At 69.5% G+C, this 14,919-nt stretch carries 13 protein-coding genes and 1 tRNA gene; 8 read left to right on the top strand and 6 right to left on the bottom strand.

The genetic code is table 11. The features are described from left to right. The first annotated feature begins 64 nt into the window (after nt 1-64). From CTZ28_RS12395 to CTZ28_RS12370, 6 genes are read left to right on the top strand one after another with little or no spacing between them, the layout of a single operon-like run. Nucleotides 65-850 carry a DUF881 domain-containing protein gene (locus CTZ28_RS12395; protein ID WP_121889392.1) on the top strand — a complete coding sequence of 262 codons (786 nt, stop codon included), beginning with the start codon at nt 65-67 and terminating at the stop codon, nt 848-850. A 30-nt stretch (nt 851-880) separates the two neighbouring features. Then, complete coding sequence (locus CTZ28_RS12390; RefSeq protein WP_121889391.1) at nt 881-1,567, top strand: class E sortase; 687 nt, start codon at nt 881-883, stop codon at nt 1,565-1,567. Between the two features lie 16 nt (nt 1,568-1,583). Then, nucleotides 1,584-1,781, top strand: a complete 198-nt coding sequence (locus CTZ28_RS12385; RefSeq protein WP_183154384.1) for a hypothetical protein — start codon at nt 1,584-1,586, stop codon at nt 1,779-1,781. Then, entirely contained in the window at nt 1,778-2,416 is a 639-nt protein-coding gene (locus CTZ28_RS12380; RefSeq protein WP_121889389.1) for an aminodeoxychorismate/anthranilate synthase component II, read from the top strand. The genes CTZ28_RS12385 and CTZ28_RS12380 overlap by 4 nt, the downstream gene beginning before the upstream one ends. Continuing rightward, a complete protein-coding gene (locus CTZ28_RS12375) occupies nt 2,413-3,483 on the top strand; it encodes a class E sortase (protein ID WP_121889388.1) in 1,071 nt (356 codons plus the stop codon). Before CTZ28_RS12380 ends, CTZ28_RS12375 begins: the two co-directional genes overlap by 4 nt. A 13-nt stretch (nt 3,484-3,496) precedes the next feature. Beyond that, the gene (locus CTZ28_RS12370; protein ID WP_121889387.1) at nt 3,497-4,237 is read left to right on the top strand and encodes a class E sortase; all 741 of its coding nucleotides are present in this window, start codon (nt 3,497-3,499) and stop codon (nt 4,235-4,237) included. 87 nt (nt 4,238-4,324) lie between these two features. Here the strand turns inward: CTZ28_RS12370 and pknB are convergent, their stop codons facing one another. From pknB to CTZ28_RS12340, 6 genes are all read right to left on the bottom strand, one after another. After that, nucleotides 4,325-6,328, bottom strand: coding sequence for a Stk1 family PASTA domain-containing Ser/Thr kinase (gene pknB / locus CTZ28_RS12365; RefSeq protein ID WP_121889386.1), 2,004 nt, complete (start codon nt 6,326-6,328; stop codon nt 4,325-4,327). Between the two features lie 170 nt (nt 6,329-6,498). Continuing rightward, the gene (locus tag CTZ28_RS12360; protein ID WP_121889385.1) at nt 6,499-7,989 is read right to left on the bottom strand and encodes a peptidoglycan D,D-transpeptidase FtsI family protein; all 1,491 of its coding nucleotides are present in this window, start codon (nt 7,987-7,989) and stop codon (nt 6,499-6,501) included. Continuing rightward, a complete protein-coding gene (locus tag CTZ28_RS12355) occupies nt 7,986-9,425 on the bottom strand; it encodes an FtsW/RodA/SpoVE family cell cycle protein (protein WP_121889384.1) in 1,440 nt (479 codons plus the stop codon). The genes CTZ28_RS12360 and CTZ28_RS12355 overlap by 4 nt, the downstream gene beginning before the upstream one ends. Nucleotides 9,426-9,452: 27 nt before the next feature. Further along, nucleotides 9,453-11,003: a Stp1/IreP family PP2C-type Ser/Thr phosphatase gene (locus CTZ28_RS12350; protein WP_183154379.1), complete on the bottom strand. Its 1,551-nt coding sequence runs from the start codon at nt 11,001-11,003 to the stop codon at nt 9,453-9,455. Nucleotides 11,004-11,146: 143 nt separating this feature from the next. Next, complete coding sequence (locus tag CTZ28_RS12345) at nt 11,147-11,662, bottom strand: FHA domain-containing protein FhaB/FipA (protein WP_121889383.1); 516 nt, start codon at nt 11,660-11,662, stop codon at nt 11,147-11,149. A 10-nt stretch (nt 11,663-11,672) separates the two neighbouring features. After that, on the bottom strand, nt 11,673-12,536 hold the full coding sequence (locus CTZ28_RS12340) for an FhaA domain-containing protein (protein ID WP_121889382.1): 864 nt from the start codon (nt 12,534-12,536) through the stop codon (nt 11,673-11,675). Nucleotides 12,537-12,931: 395 nt separating this feature from the next. Here CTZ28_RS12340 and CTZ28_RS12335 point away from each other — a divergent pair. Together CTZ28_RS12335 and CTZ28_RS12330 are read left to right on the top strand one after the other, a co-directional pair. Beyond that, nucleotides 12,932-13,015: transfer RNA gene (locus CTZ28_RS12335), tRNA-Leu, on the top strand. 250 nt (nt 13,016-13,265) lie between these two features. Beyond that, nucleotides 13,266-14,696: a DUF2252 domain-containing protein gene (locus CTZ28_RS12330; RefSeq protein WP_259471568.1), complete on the top strand. Its 1,431-nt coding sequence runs from the start codon at nt 13,266-13,268 to the stop codon at nt 14,694-14,696. Nucleotides 14,697-14,919: the final 223 nt, after the last annotated feature.

Below are 14,919 nucleotides of genomic sequence, written 5' to 3'. Positions count from 1 at the left end.
TGAGCGCTCCCCCGGGCGTCCGTTAGCGTAGTGCTTCCGCGGCGCCGAAGGAGATAAGGGTACGTTGAGCAATTCTGCCGACTCCCCCGGTACGGGATCAACGGGGTCCCCGCAACTCCGCACGCCGCGCTTCCGGCCGGTGCGGATCCTGACGGTGGGCGTCTTCGCGCTCGCCGGGCTCATCTTCTTCACCAGCTTCAACACGGCCAAGGGCACCGACATCCGTACGGACGCCTCCTTGCTGCGGCTGTCGGACCTCATCCAGGAGCGCAGCCGCAAGAACAAGGAGCTGGACGAGACCAACGCGGGCGTGCGCGACGAGATCGAGGCGCTGGCCCAGCGCGACGGCAGCAGTACGGCACGGGACGGGAAGCTGTCCGGCCTTGAGAAGAGCACGGGCACCGAGAAGCTCACCGGCAAGGCGGTCACGGTGACGCTCAACGACGCCCCGCCCAACGCCACCGCCAAGCTTCCCGGCTATCCCGAGCCGCAGCCCGACTATCTGGTCATCCACCAGCAGGACCTCCAGGCCGTGGTGAACGCCCTGTGGCAGGGCGGGGCCGAGGGCATCAAGGTCATGGACCAGCGGCTGATCTCCACCAGCGCCGTGCGCTGCGTGGGCAACACGCTGATCCTCCAGGGCCGCGTCTACTCGCCGCCGTACACGATCACCGCGGTCGGCGACCCGAAGAAGCTCCAGAAGGCGCTCGCGGACTCGCCGGCCATCCAGAACTACATGGTGTACGTGAACGTCTACGGACTCGGCTGGAAAGTCACCGACGACGGCGCGGTGACTCTTCCGGGTTACTCGGGCACAGTGGACCTGCACTACGCGAAACCCGTCGACTGATACCTGTGGGCGCCCGTACAGGAGCTGCCGGTGCGCGCGATCGTGAGGACCGTCAGTGAGCTGTGCATCACCGTCGGCGCCCTGATCGTGCTCTTCGTCGCCTATGTGCTGTTCTGGACCGGGGTGAAGGCCGACGGCCTCATGAGCGACCAGATCGACCGGCTCCAGCAGCAGTGGTCGCAGGGCGGCGTGCACGAGCCGGCCGGCCCCGGAGCCGCCGCCGGCCCCGCCGCGCCCGCGCCGTACCGCTCCGGCAAGGCCTTCGCGATCATGTACATCCCGCGGTTCGGTTTCACGTGGAACAAGCCGGTGCTGGAGGGCACCGGCACGGACGTCCTCAAGAAGGGGCTCGGCCACTACGCGCGCACCGCCCAGCTGGGCGGGCGGGGCAACTTCTCGGTCGCGGGCCATCGGCGCACCTACGGCGATCCGTTCAAGGACTTCCCCGAACTGCGACCGGGTGACGCGGTGGTGCTGACGGACGGGACCACCTGGTTCACCTATCGGATCGACAAAGGGCCCTACAGAACCGTTCCGACGGACGTTGAGGTGATCGACCCTGTGCCACGTATGTCCGGGTACACCCGTCCGGGTCGCTATCTGACGCTGACCACGTGCGAACCGGAATGGGGGCACAGCCATCGGCTGATCGTCTGGGCGCACCTTGATTCCACCGAGCCTGTGGAGGCAGGCAAACCGGAGGCACTGCGCCGTTAGTCTGGTGCCGTACGGCGTGAGTCAGGTGCCGTGGCGCTACGGAAGGAACGGCATGTACGGCTGGATCTGGCGGCATCTGCCGGGCAACGCGTGGGTGAGGGCGCTGATCGCACTCGTGCTGGTCCTGGCCCTGGTCTACGTCCTGTTCCAGTACGTCTTTCCGTGGGCCGAACCGCTGCTGCCCTTCAACGATGTGACGGTGGACAACCAGTGAGTGCGCGGATTCTCGTCGTCGACAACTACGACAGCTTTGTCTTCAACCTCGTCCAGTACCTGTACCAGCTGGGCGCCGAGTGCGAGGTGCTGCGCAACGACGAGGTGTCGACGGCTCATGCCCAGGACGGTTTCGACGGCGTGCTGCTGTCACCGGGCCCCGGCACCCCCGAACAGGCCGGGGTCTGCGTCGAGATGGTGCGCCACTGCGCCGCCACCGGCGTCCCGGTCTTCGGCGTCTGCCTCGGCATGCAGTCGATGCAGGTGGCGTACGGCGGCGTCGTGGACCGGGCCCCTGAGCTGCTGCACGGCAAGACCTCGCCGGTCGAGCACGAGGGCAAGGGCGTCTTCGCCGGGCTGCCCTCGCCCTTCACGGCGACCCGCTACCACTCGCTGGCCGCCGAGCCGGCCACCGTCCCGCCGGAGCTGGAGGTCACGGCCCGCACGCACGACGGCATCATCATGGGCCTGCGCCACCGGGAACTTCCCGTCGAGGGCGTGCAGTTCCACCCCGAGTCGGTGCTGACCGAGCACGGCCACCGGATGCTGGCCAACTGGCTGGTGGAGTGCGGGGACCAGGGTGCGGTGGCGAGGTCGACGGGGCTCGCCCCGGTGGTGGGCAGGGCCACGGCGTGACCGCGCTGCGCCCGGAGCGCGAGAGCGGTGCCTCGTACGAGGATCAGCCGTACGGGGCTGCCGGTGCGCTCGGGGACCGGCACGATCAGGGGGCGTCCGAGACGCGGTACCTGCCTCCCATCGACGAGGAGACGGTCGCCCTGCGGATCCCGGATCCGCCGCCGGCCGCCGACGGATCCACGACCGCCGCTGGATCGGCCTCTCACGCCTCTTCCGCCTCGTCCGTCACCGGACCCGCCCCGGGCGGCCGTGCGGCCCGCAGAAAGGCCGCCAGGCGGCGTGGCGGGCGTCATGGCGGTGGCGGCGGCAGGGCGAGTGAGCCGACGGTCGACGAGAGTGCGTCCGGTGCGCCGCTGTCCCGGGTCGAGGCCCGGCGGCAGGCGCGGCTGCGCAGGCCCGGCCCGGCCGTCGTCGCGAGCCGGGCGATAGGTGAGGTGTTCATCACCACCGGCGTGCTGATGCTGCTGTTCGTCACCTACCAGCTGTGGTGGACGAACGTCCGGGCGCATGCGCAGGCCGGCAAGGAGGCCAGCGACCTGCAACAGGACTGGGCGAAGGGCAAGCGTGCCCCGGGCCAGTTCGAGCCGGGCCAGGGCTTCGCCCTGCTGCACATCCCCAAGCTGGACGTGGTCGTGCCGATCGCCGAGGGCATCAGCAACAAGAAGGTCCTCGACAAGGGCATGATCGGGCACTACGCCGAGGAGCCGTTGAAGACCGCGATGCCGTCCGACAAATCGGGCAACTTCGGACTGGCCGGCCACCGCAACACGCACGGGGAGCCATTCAGGTACATCAACAAGCTCAAGTCCGGCGACGCGGTCGTGGTCGAGACCCAGGAGGAGTACTTCGTGTACAAGGTGGCATCGATGCTGCCGGTGACACCACCGTCGAACACGAGCGTGCTGGACGCCGTCCCGAAGGACGCGGGTTTCACCGCGCCGGGCCGCTACATCACGCTGACCACCTGTACACCGGAGTTCACCAGCAAGTATCGCTTGATCGTCTGGGGCAAAATGGTCGAGGAACGGCAGCGCAGCAAGGGCAAGCCGGATGCACTCGTCCAGTAAGGACAGATGAACTGTGTCAGCGACCGCAGACGACATCGAAGAGCAGACGTCCGTGCCCAGCCCGGCGCCGGAGCATCAGAGGTCGAGCCCGTTCGCCACCGCGATCAGCGTCCTCGGTGAACTCCTCATCACGGCGGGCCTGGTGCTCGGCCTGTTCGTCGTCTACTCGCTGTGGTGGACGAACGTCGTCGCCGACCGGGCGGCCCACGAGCAGTCCGACAAGGTCCGTGACAACTGGGCCCAGGACACCGGGCCCGGCGCGCTGGACACCAGGGAAGGCATCGGCTTCCTGCATGTGCCCGCGATGGGGAACGGCGAGGTGCTGGTCGAGAAGGGCACCTCGGAGGCGGTCCTGAACGACGGTGTGGCCGGTTACTACACCGATCCCGTCAAGGCCACGCTCCCCACGTCGGGCAAGGAGGGCAACTTCAGCCTCGCCGCCCACCGCGACGGCCACGGTGCCAAGTTCCACAACATCCACAAGGTCAAGCAGGGCGACCCGATCGTCTTCGAGACGAAGGACAAGTGGTACGTCTACAAGGCCTACGCCGTCCTCCCGGAGACCTCGAAGTACAACGTCGAGGTCCTCGACCAGCTCCCCAAGGAATCCGGCAGGAAGAAGCCGGGCCACTACATCACGCTGACGACCTGCACCCCGGTCTACACGAGCCGCTACCGCTATGTGGTCTGGGGCGAACTGGTCCGCGTGGACAAGGTCGACAGCGAGCGGACCCCACCGAAGGAACTCCGCTGAGGCCGAGCCGGACCCGACAGGGCCCCTGCCGGGAAGATCCCGGCAGGGGCCCTGTCTCTTGTGCCTGCGCCGTGCGGCCCGGGCGGATCAGCCGTTGTCACCGCCGAAGAATCCGCCACCGCCGCCGTTGTTGCCGCCGCCGTTGTTGCCGCCCCCGCCCAGGGTGGTCAGCGTGATCTGCGTGCCGGCCGGGTCGTCGACCTGATCGTTCTGGGCCGGGCTCTGTGCGACGACCCTCGCGTTGTCGCTCTGGTCGCTGCCGCCCGTGAACTGGATGTTGGTGAACCCGGAGGCGTTCAGCAACTGCCGGGCCTCGGCCACGGTCCGCCCGCGGACGTCCGGGACCGTCGTCTTCTGCTGCTGCAGTTTGCCGACGGTGATCGTCACCTGCGAGTTCTTGTCCATCTGCTGGCCGGCCTGCGGGTTGGTCGAGATGACCTTGCCGTCCTGGGAGGCGTCCGTCGTGGGCGTCTCCACGCAGTTGCCGACCAGGTTGCTGCCCGTCATCTGGGCCTTGGCCTCGTCGCAGGTCCTGCCGATGACGTCCGGGACCGTCGACTTCTCCGGCGCCTTGGCAACGGTCAGGGTGATCGTCGAGCCCTTCTCCAGCTCGGTGTCGCCCGCGGGATCCTGGCCGATGACGACGTCCGGAGTCTGGTCGGACTCCTTGGTCTTCTTGTCGACCTCGAAGCCCTTGGCCGTGAGCTGGGCCTCCGCCTTGTCGAAGGTCAGACCCTGCACATCGGGCACCGCGACCTTCGGGGCGCCCGTGGAGACGACCAGGCTGACCGAGGTGCCCTTGTCGACGCGCGTATCGGGCTCCGGATCCTGGGAGCAGATCTTGCCCTTGGGCTGGTTCTCGCATTCCTTCTTCGACGTGGTCACCGTCAGACCGACGTTCTCCGCCATCTTCTCCGCGGTCTGCTGGGTCTGTCCGACGAAGTTCGGCGCGGTCACCTTGCCGTCGCCCGTGTTGCTCCCGCTGACCGCCCATTTCCCGATCAGGATCGCGCCGATCAGGACCAGGACGCCCGCGACCACGAGCAGGATGGTCGAGGTGTTGTTCTTCTTCTGCTGCTGGCGGCGCCGGTCGGGACGCTCGTCGTAGCCGTAGCCGCCGTCGTCCGGGTTCATCGGCGGCAGCATCGTCGTGGCGCCCGCCGGGGCGTCCGCGCGCAGCGCCGTCGTCGGCTGGTCGTCCGGGTAGCCGCCGTAGCCGGCCACACCCATCGCCGCCGTCGCCCCGACGGGCTGGCCGTCGAGGCAGGCCTCGATGTCGGCGCGCATCTCGTCCGCGGACTGATAGCGGTAGTTCGGGTCCTTGACCAGCGCCTTCAGCACGATCGCGTCCATCTCGGGCGTGATCTCGGGGTCGAAGACGCTCGGCGCCTGCGGTTCCTCCCGGACGTGCTGGTAGGCCACGGCCACCGGGGAGTCCCCGACGAAGGGCGGCCGTACCGTCAGCAGTTCGTACAGCAGACAGCCCGTCGAGTACAGGTCGGACCGGGCGTCCACCTGCTCGCCCTTGGCCTGCTCGGGCGAGAGGTACTGCGCGGTGCCGATGACCGCCGCGGTCTGTGTCATCGTCATACCGGAGTCGCCCATCGCACGGGCGATGCCGAAGTCCATGACCTTGACCTGACCGTTGCGGGTCAGCATCACGTTGGCCGGCTTGATGTCGCGGTGGACGATGCCGGCCCGGTGCGAGTACTCGAGTGCCTGGAGGATGCCGATGGTCATCTCCAGCGTCCGCTCCGGCAGCAGCTTGCGACCGCTGTGCAGCAGCTCACGGAGCGTGGAACCGTCGACGTACTCCATGACGATGTACGGGATCGAGACCCCGTCGATGTAGTCCTCGCCCGTGTCGTAGACCGCGACGATCGCGGGATGGTTGAGCGAGGCGGCCGACTGGGCCTCCCGGCGGAACCGGGCCTGGAAGGACGGATCGCGCGCGAGGTCCGCGCGCAGCGTCTTCACTGCTACGGTGCGGCCGAGGCGGGTGTCATGGGCGAGGTAGACCTCCGCCATGCCACCACGGCCGAGCACCTGGCCCAGCTCGTACCGGCCGCCGAGGCGACGCGGCTCTTCCATAGCTACCTACCAGCCCTCTCCGTCGGTCCCGGCCGGCACGGTATGTGCGGCCGGAGGCTGCCGTCCGGGCCTACCGTACCCGGCTCGCATGGTGTGACCTGGCCAAGCCCGTGACCCGATACAGGACCGGTATCGCAACGTGCACCGATGTGAAGGGGACGTGAGCGGAGTCACTGCTTGGCGTTGATGACCGCCTCCATCACGCTCTTCGCGATCGGCGCCGCGAGGCCGCCGCCGGAGATGTCGTCGCGATTGGCGTTCTCGTCCTCGATGACCACGGCGACCGCGACCGGCGAGCTGCCGTCGCTGAGCTTGGCATACGAGATGAACCAGGCATAGGGGTTCTTGCTGTTCGCCACACCGTGCTGGGCGGTACCGGTCTTGCCGCCCACGGTGACCCCGCCGCCGATCTGCGCGTTCTGGCCGGTGCCGTCCTTGACGACCGTCTCCATCATCGACTGCAGGATCTGCGCGTTGTCGGAGGACAGCGGCTGGCTCAGCTGCTCCGGGTCGGTCTGCGCGATGGTGTCCAGGTTCGAGGACTGGAGCTTGTCGACCATGTACGGCTTCATCAGCTTGCCGTCGTTGGCGACCGCCGAGGCGACCATGGCCATCTGGAGCGGGGTGGCCGCCGTGTTGAACTGGCCGATCGAGGACAGCGCGGTCTGCGACTGGTCCATGTTCTCGGAGAACACGGAGGCGCTGGAGCGGACCGGAGTGAACTGCTCGGCGTCGAAGCCGAACTTCTTCGCCTCCGCCAGCATCTTGTCGTTGCCGAGATCGGCGCCGATCTTGCCGAAGACGGTGTTGCAGGACACCCGCAGCGCCTCGCGCATGGTGGCGTCCTTGCAGGGGAGGTTGCCCTCGTTCTTCAGCTGCTGGGTGGTGCCGGGCATCGTCCACGGCAGGGGCGACCTGGTCTTGTCTTCGGCCGAGGTGTACAGCCCGTTCTCCAGCGCCGCCGCCGCGGTGACCACCTTGAAGGTGGAGCCCGGCGGGTAGGTCTCGCGCAGCGCCCGGTTCAGCATCGGGTCGGCGGGGTTGTACTTCTTCTGCAGCTTCTTCCACGCCTCGGAGTCGGTGCTCGTGGAGTTCCCGGCGAACGACGAGGGGTCGTACGACGGGTAGGACGCCAGCGCCAGGATCTTGCCGGTGGTCGGCTCCAGGGCGACCACCGCGCCCTTGCCGCCCTGGGACTTGAGCCCGCTGTAGGCGGCCTTCTGCGCGGCCCCGCTGAGCGTGGTGACGACGTTGCCGCCCTGCTTCGGCTTCCCCGTGATCATGTCGAGGGTGTTGCGGAAGAAGAGCCGGTCGTCGTTGCCGGTGAGGATGCCGTCCTCGATGGACTCCAGCTGGTTGGCGCCGAAGGCCTGGGAGGCGTACCCGGTGACCGGCGACCACATCGGGCCGTCCTTGTAGGTGCGCTTGTACTTCAGGTCGTTCAGGCCGCTCGTGCTGGTCTCGGTGGACCCGGTGATGGGATTGCCGTCGACGATGATGTCGCCGCGCGGGGTGGAGTAGCGGGCGATGGTGACGCGGCGGTTCTTCGGGTCGTCCTTGAGGGTGTCGGCCTGGACGTACTGGAGCCAGTTGTCCCGGATGAGCAGCGTGAGGACCAGCAGGCCGCAGAAGATCGCGATCCGGCGCAGGGGCTTGTTCACGGGCGGACCACCTGGGTCATCTCGGCGTCGGGGTTGCTCGCGGGGGACGGGGCCGGGCGGCGCGCGGTGTCGCTGATGCGGATCAGGATGCCGATGAGGGCCCAGTTGGCGATGACGGAGGAGCCGCCGTACGCCAGGAACGGCATCGTCATACCGGTCAGCGGGATCAGGCCCATGACGCCGCCCGCGACGACGAAGACCTGGAGGGCGAAGGCGCCGGACAGGCCGACGGCGAGCAGCTTGCCGAACGGGTCGCGGGCGGCGAGGGCGGTGCGCACACCGCGCTCCACGATCAGCCCGTAGAGCAGCAGGATCGCCATGATGCCGGCCAGGCCCAGCTCCTCGCCGAAGGTGGCGAGGATGAAGTCGGAGTTGGCGGCGAACCGGATGAGCTCCGAGTGGCCCTGGCCGAGGCCGCTGCCGAGGGTGCCGCCGGAACCGAAGGCCCACAGCGCCTGCATCGACTGCTCGGAGTGGCCGAACACGCCCTGCTGGCTGAGCGTGTACTCCCGCATCGGGTCGAGCCAGGCCTGGACACGCTGCTGGACGTGCGGTTCGAAGCTCGCCACGCCGACGGCGCCGGCCGCGGACATCAGCAGACCGAAGACGATCCAGCTGGTCCGCTCGGTGGCGACGTACAGCATGATGACGAACATTCCGAAGAACAGCAGCGAGGTGCCGAGGTCGGTCTCGAAGACCAGGATGAGGATGGAGATCCCCCAGACGACCAGGATGGGTCCGAGGTCGCGGCCGCGCGGCAGGTACAGCCCCATGAAGCGCCGGCTGGCGAGGGCCAGGGCGTCACGCTTCACCATCAGATAGCCGGCGAAGAAGACTGCGAGGATGATCTTCGCGAACTCACCCGGCTGGAGGGAGCCGAGGCCGGGCACCCTGATCCAGATCTTGGCGCCGTAGATGTTGGCCCCGAGTCCGGGCACCAGCGGCAGCAGGAGCAGGATCAGCGCGCAGAACATGGAGATATACGTGTAGCGCTGCAGGACGCGGTGGTCCTTGAGGAAGATCAGCACGACGATGAACAGGCCGATGCCCATCGCGGTGTACAGCAGCTGGCGCGGCGCGGCCGTCACGTAGTTGGGCAGCGACTGGAGCAGCTTCGACTGGTCGAGCCGCCAGATGGCGACGAGCCCGAGGCCGTTGAGGAGCGTGGCCAGGGGCAGCAGCAGCGGGTCGGCGTACGGGGCGAACTTCCGCACCGCCAGGTGGCCGACGCCCGCGAGCAGGCCGAGCCCGCAGCCGTAACTGAGCAGGCCCGGCGGCACCTGGTCGTTGATGGCCAGGCCCACGTTGGCGTAGGCGAACACCGGGATGGCGACGGCGAACACCAGCAGCGCGAGCTCGGTGTTGCGGCGGCTCGGCGCGCCGATGGAGCCGATCGTGGACGTGTGGTGCGTCGACGTGTTGGAAGTACTGCTCATCGTGTGACGGGGCCTCTCACGGCTTGCCTACTGCTTACCGCACAGCGAGACGACCTTCTGCTCATCCTCCGAGAGGGTGGGGCCGGGGCTGGGGGTCGCGGACGGGGTCGTGGACGGGGACTTCGGGGGAGACTCCGACGCCCCCGGGGAAGCCGACGGGTCGGGTGTCTGCGAGGCCTTGGACGTGAGGGAGGCGGGGGTGGTTCCCGTGGTGCCCCCGGCCTCGCCCTGGCCCGTCTGGGCGTCGGCCGCGCTGTCGGCGGCCTGCCGCTGCGCCTCCTTCTCGCAGGCGGAGGCCTGCACGGCCAGCTCCTGGACCTTCGACTGGGCGTCCTTCAGGCCGCCTTCGGCGATCGTGGCCTTGACCTGCTTCTGCTGGTAGGGCGGCAGGTACTTGAGTTCGATCTCGGGGTGGTCCTGCTCCACCTTGGACAGCGACACCCAGGCCAGGTCCTGGCTGATGCCCTGGTACAGCGCGACGTGCTCGCCCTTGACGCCGACGTAGTACTGGGTCTGCGTCCAGCGGTAACCGCCGTACAGGCCGCCGCCGATGACGGCCAGGGCGAGACCGCCGTACAGGGAGCGCTTGAGCCATCTGCGGCCCTTGCGCGGCTTGATGAAGTCGTCGTCGCCGTAGTCGCCGAAGCCGTCGGCCGGGATGTAGCCGGTGGTGTCGCCGCTGCCGGGCGGGCCGAACTCGCCGCCGCCCTGTCCTGGCACCTGGCGGCCGAGGTGCGAGGCGCGGCCGGCCGGGGTCTGCATGATGCCGTTGTCGTGCAGGTGGTGCTGGTTCTCGGCGACCGCGCCGACCACCACGGGGGTGTCGGACAGCCGGCCGGCCAGGGTGTCGCCGGTGTCCAGGTCGAGGACGTCGGCGACGATGACGGTGATGTTGTCGGGGCCGCCGCCGCGCAGCGCGAGCTGGATCAGCTCCTGCACGGTCTCCTGCGGGCCCTGGTAGCTGGCGAGGGTCTCCTCCATCGTCTGGTGGGAGACGACGCCGGACAGGCCGTCGGAGCAGATCAGATAGCGGTCGCCGGCCCGGACCTCGCGGATGGACAGGTCGGGTTCGACGTGGTCGCCGCTGCCGAGCGCCCGCATGAGCAGCGAGCGCTGCGGGTGGGTGGTCGCCTCCTCCTCGGTGATCCGGCCCTCGTCGACGAGCCGCTGCACCCAGGTGTGGTCCTGTGTGATCTGGGTGAGGACGCCGTCGCGCAGCAGATAGGCGCGGGAGTCGCCGACGTGCACGAGGCCGAGGCGCTGGCCGGTCCACAGCAGGGCGGTGAGCGTCGTGCCCATGCCCTCCAGCTGCGGGTCCTCCTCGACCAGGGCGCGGAGCTGGTCGTTGGCGCGCTGCACGGCGACGCCGAGGGAGGTGAGGATGTCGGAGCCGGGCACGTCGTCGTCGAGCGTGACCAGCGTGGAGATCACCTCGGAGGAGGCGACTTCGCCGGCCGCCTGGCCGCCCATGCCGTCGGCGATGGCGAGCAGCCGGGGACCGGCGTAACCGGAGTCCTCGTTGCCCTCCCGGATCATGCCTTTGTGCGATCCGGCGGCGAAGCGCAGTGACAGACTCATGCGCACCTCGCCCGTCGGCTGCTCCGGGTACAGCCGGTCGTGTCGAGCCACACTGCCCACCCTCCGGTCGGGAGCGCGCCGCGGACCGCCCTGCGGTCCGCCGTTACGTGCTCGCTCCGCTCGCGCTCACTCATGATGTAGCACTACTTCCGCAGCTCGATGACGGTCTTGCCGATGCGGATCGGCCCGCCCAGCGGGATCGGTGTGGGGGTCGTCAGCCGGGACCGGTCCAGGTAGGTGCCATTGGTGGATCCGAGATCCTCGACGATCCACTGGCCGTCGCGGTCGGGGTAGATCCTGGCATGGCGGCTGGAGGCGTAGTCGTCGTCCAGCACGATCGTGGAGTCGTGCGCGCGGCCCAGGGTGATCGTCTGGCCCTGCAGCGCGACGGTGGTCCCGGTCAGCGTGCCCTCGGTCACGACCAGCTTGGTCGGGGCGTTGCGACGCTGTCGGCCGCCGCTCTGCTGGCCGCGCTGCTGCGGGGGCGCGGCCTGCTGCCGGGCGGTCTGCTGCGGGCGCCCGGCGTCCCTACGCGATCCACGCTGGGTGACGCGCGTACCGAACAGGTCGCTGCGGATGACCTGCACGGCCACGATCACGAACAGCCACAGTACGGCCAGGAAACCCAGCCGCATGACCGTGAGGGTCAGCTCTGACATTGCCCCCGCTTCACCCTTCGGCTTGCCGGTAAATGATGGTGGTGCTGCCCACGACGATCCGCGAGCCGTCGCGGAGCGTAGCGCGGGTGGTGTGCTGCCCGTCCACCACGATGCCGTTGGTGGAGCCGAGATCCTGGATCGTCGAGGGCGTTCCGGTCCGGATCTCACAGTGCCGGCGGGAGACGCCGGGGTCGTCGATCCGCACGTCGGCTTCGGTGCTGCGGCCCAGCACCAGCGTCGGGCGGGAGATCTGATGGCGGGTGCCGTTGATCTCGATCCAGTAGCGGGTGCGTCCGCCGCTCGCCGGCGCGGCCGAAGGCCGCTGGGCGGCGGGCTGGGGGTAGCCGTAGCCGCCGGGCCTGGCGCCGGGCGGCGGCGCGGGCGGCATGGGGGGCGCGCCGGCGGGCGGGGCGGACTGCGGGTACCCGTAGCCGCCGGGGGCGGAGCCGGGGCCGGGCCGCCCGGGCGGGGCGGCGGGCGCGGCGGCCTGCTGGCTGCTGGAGGAGGCGAGCGTACGGCTGCGGACCCGGTACAGACCGGTGTCCAGGTCGTCCGCCTTCTCCAGGTTGACCTTGATCGGTCCCATGAACGTGTAACGCTGCTGCTTGGCGTAGTCGCGCACCATGCCGGCCAGCTCGTCCCCGAGCTGGCCCGAGTAGGGGCTGAGGCGCTCGTAGTCCGGGGCGCTCAGCTCCACGATGAAGTCGTTGGGGACGACGGTCCGGTCGCGGTTCCAGATGGTGGCGTTGTTGTCGCACTCCCGCTGGAGCGCTCCGGCGATCTCCACGGGCTGGACCTCGGACTTGAACACCTTGGCGAAGGTGCCGTTGACCAGACCTTCGAGACGCTGCTCGAACTTCTTCAGGACTCCCATGGGGCACCTCCTCCTTCGTTGCCGTACTGCCCTGCCGTACTGCTTGCGCGCACTGCTCTGCCTGGTACTGCTTACTGATCGTATCCACGCCCCCGGCAATGAGCCGGTTCCCTGAGCGGCCGCCCTTCGAACTCCTTCTGTCAAGGATCGTAGAGGCGGGCGAAGACAAGTGTCCCGCACCCGGCTGTGGACCCGGCCCACCTCCTGGGGAGATGGCCTGGACCGGTACGAGGTTGATACGCGAACCGGCGCACCTCAAGAAGCACCTCGATACGCGGGTCGGGCCATGGGAGGGCGGGAACAAGCGATGTGAACCGCCCCTGTCCGGCGTGCTAATCTTCTGCATGTCGGAAGGCGCCGGGCCCCGAGGGGACCAGCCGGAAGACACACCCAATGCGCGGGTGGCGGAATAGGCAGACGCGCTGGATTCAGGTTCCAGTGCCCGCAAGGGCGTGGGGGTTCAACTCCCCCCTCGCGCACAGCGGCGAAGGGCCCATCGTGATCACGATGGGCCCTTTGTCATATGCCGATGCGTCTCCTGTCGTGCCCTGCCGGGGGCTTCTGTCGTGCCCCGTCGGGGGCTTCGCGGTGTGACGAGTCTCTCAGCGGGCCGCGGGGGTGCGTTGTCCACAACCGTGGGGTTGTCCACAGGGTCTGACGCGTCGCGGTCACCGGCGGTACGGTCGCACGAGTTGATGTTCGTGCGTGCTGTGGGGGAGGGCGGTCGCGGTGACCGAGGCAGGGCTGGACGTGACGGGTACGGCGGCCGGTGCCGGACACAGGCTTCCGCGGGTGCGCGGCTTCGCCGGGTGGCCGTCGCAGGGGTCGCCGAGGGCCGAGGGCAAGGCGCTGCGGGCGAGCGTGCCGCGCCGCACGCACAGCGCCCTCGACCTGGACGGCGGCCGCCCGGACGCGGTGGGCGCGGTCGAGGAGTCCAACCGGGGCCGCATCCCCGGCCTCATACCACTGCGGGTGGGCAGGATGGTGGCCACGCCCTTCGCCTTCCTGCGCGGTTCGGCGGGCCTCATGGCCTACGACCTGGCACGCACGCCGATGACCGGGATCGCCGCCCAGCTGTGCGGTGACGCGCACGCGGCCAATTTCGGTCTGTACGGCGACGCCCGCGGCGGCCTCGTCATCGACCTGAACGACTTCGACGAGACCGTGCACGGCCCCTGGGAGTGGGACCTCAAGCGGCTCGCGACCTCGCTGGTGCTGGCCGGCCGGGAGGCGGGCGCCGACGAGGACACCTGCCGCGCGGCGGCGCGCGACACGGTGGGCGCCTACCGGCGCACCATGCGGCTGCTGGCCAAGCTGCCGGTCCTGGACGCGTGGAACGCCATCGCGGACGAGGAACTCGTCTCGCACACTGACGCCCACGATCTGCTGGGCACGCTGGAGCGGGTCTCGGAGAAGGCCCGCGCCAACACCAGCGGCCGGTTCGCTGCGCGGTCGACCGAGGCCGTCGACGAGGGCGGTCGCCGGTTCGTCGACGCGCCGCCGGTGCTGCGGCGGATACCGGACGCCGAGGCGGCGGCGGTGGCGGCGTCCCTGGAGACGTATGTGACCACGGTCTCGGAGGACCGGCTGCCGCTGCTGGCCCGGCACGCGGTGCACGACGTGGCGTTCCGGGTGGTCGGCACGGGCAGTGTGGGCACCCGCTCCTATGTCGTCCTGCTCCTGGACCACCGCGGTGAGCCGTTGGTCCTCCAGGTGAAGGAGGCCCGCCCCTCGGCGCTGGTCCCGCATCTGGCCACGGTCGGCTTCGAGACGCCGCCCGTCGAGCACGAGGGCCGCCGGGTGGTGCTCGGCCAGAAGCGCATGCAGGTGGTCAGCGACATCCTGCTGGGCTGGACGACGGTGGACGGCCGTCCCTTCCAGGTCCGTCAGTTCCGCAACCGCAAGGGCAGCGTCGACCCGGCCGCGCTCGCCGCCGACCAGGTCGACGACTACGGCCGGATGACCGGCGCGCTGCTGGCCCGTGCCCACGCGCACAGCGCGGACCCGCGCCTGATCGCCGGCTATTGCGGCAAGAGCGAGGAACTGGACGAGGCGATGGCCGAGTTCGCGGTCGCCTACGCCGACCGCACCGAGGCGGACCACGCGGACCTGGTGGCGGCGGTGCGGTCGGGCCGGATCGCGGCGGAGAGCGGGGTGTGACGGAGAGCGGGGTGTGACGCAGAGCGGGGTACGACCGGGCGGCGGTCGGGGCCGGTGGGGGTTTCGGGCGTGGCCAAGGTCCTGTCGTCACATTCCCGTCGTTCGCCCGGAGGGCGGGTCCTGCGGCGTCGTGGGGGTCCCCCCTGGTCGAGCGGAGTCGAGAGCTTGGGGGAGCGTGCTCTCGGTGTGCCGGGCGCGGGTCCTCGTACTGGACGTACTTGGG

The organism is Streptomyces shenzhenensis (genome assembly GCF_003688995.1).
GTDB classification, from domain to species: domain Bacteria; phylum Actinomycetota; class Actinomycetes; order Streptomycetales; family Streptomycetaceae; genus Streptomyces; species Streptomyces shenzhenensis_A.
This window is presented reverse-complemented; position numbering and strand designations above follow the sequence as displayed.

Excerpts from the sequence above, each read along its gene's own strand:
- pknB (WP_121889386.1), bottom strand. The coding sequence starts at position 6,328 with ATGGAAGAGCCGCGTCGCCTCGGCGGCCGGTACGAGCTGGGCCAGGTG.
- CTZ28_RS12355 (WP_121889384.1), bottom strand. The coding sequence starts at position 9,425 with ATGAGCAGTACTTCCAACACGTCGACGCACCACACGTCCACGATCGGC.
- CTZ28_RS12350 (WP_183154379.1), bottom strand. The coding sequence starts at position 11,003 with ATGAGTCTGTCACTGCGCTTCGCCGCCGGATCGCACAAAGGCATGATC.
- CTZ28_RS12345 (WP_121889383.1), bottom strand. The coding sequence starts at position 11,662 with ATGTCAGAGCTGACCCTCACGGTCATGCGGCTGGGTTTCCTGGCCGTA.
- CTZ28_RS12340 (WP_121889382.1), bottom strand. The coding sequence starts at position 12,536 with ATGGGAGTCCTGAAGAAGTTCGAGCAGCGTCTCGAAGGTCTGGTCAAC.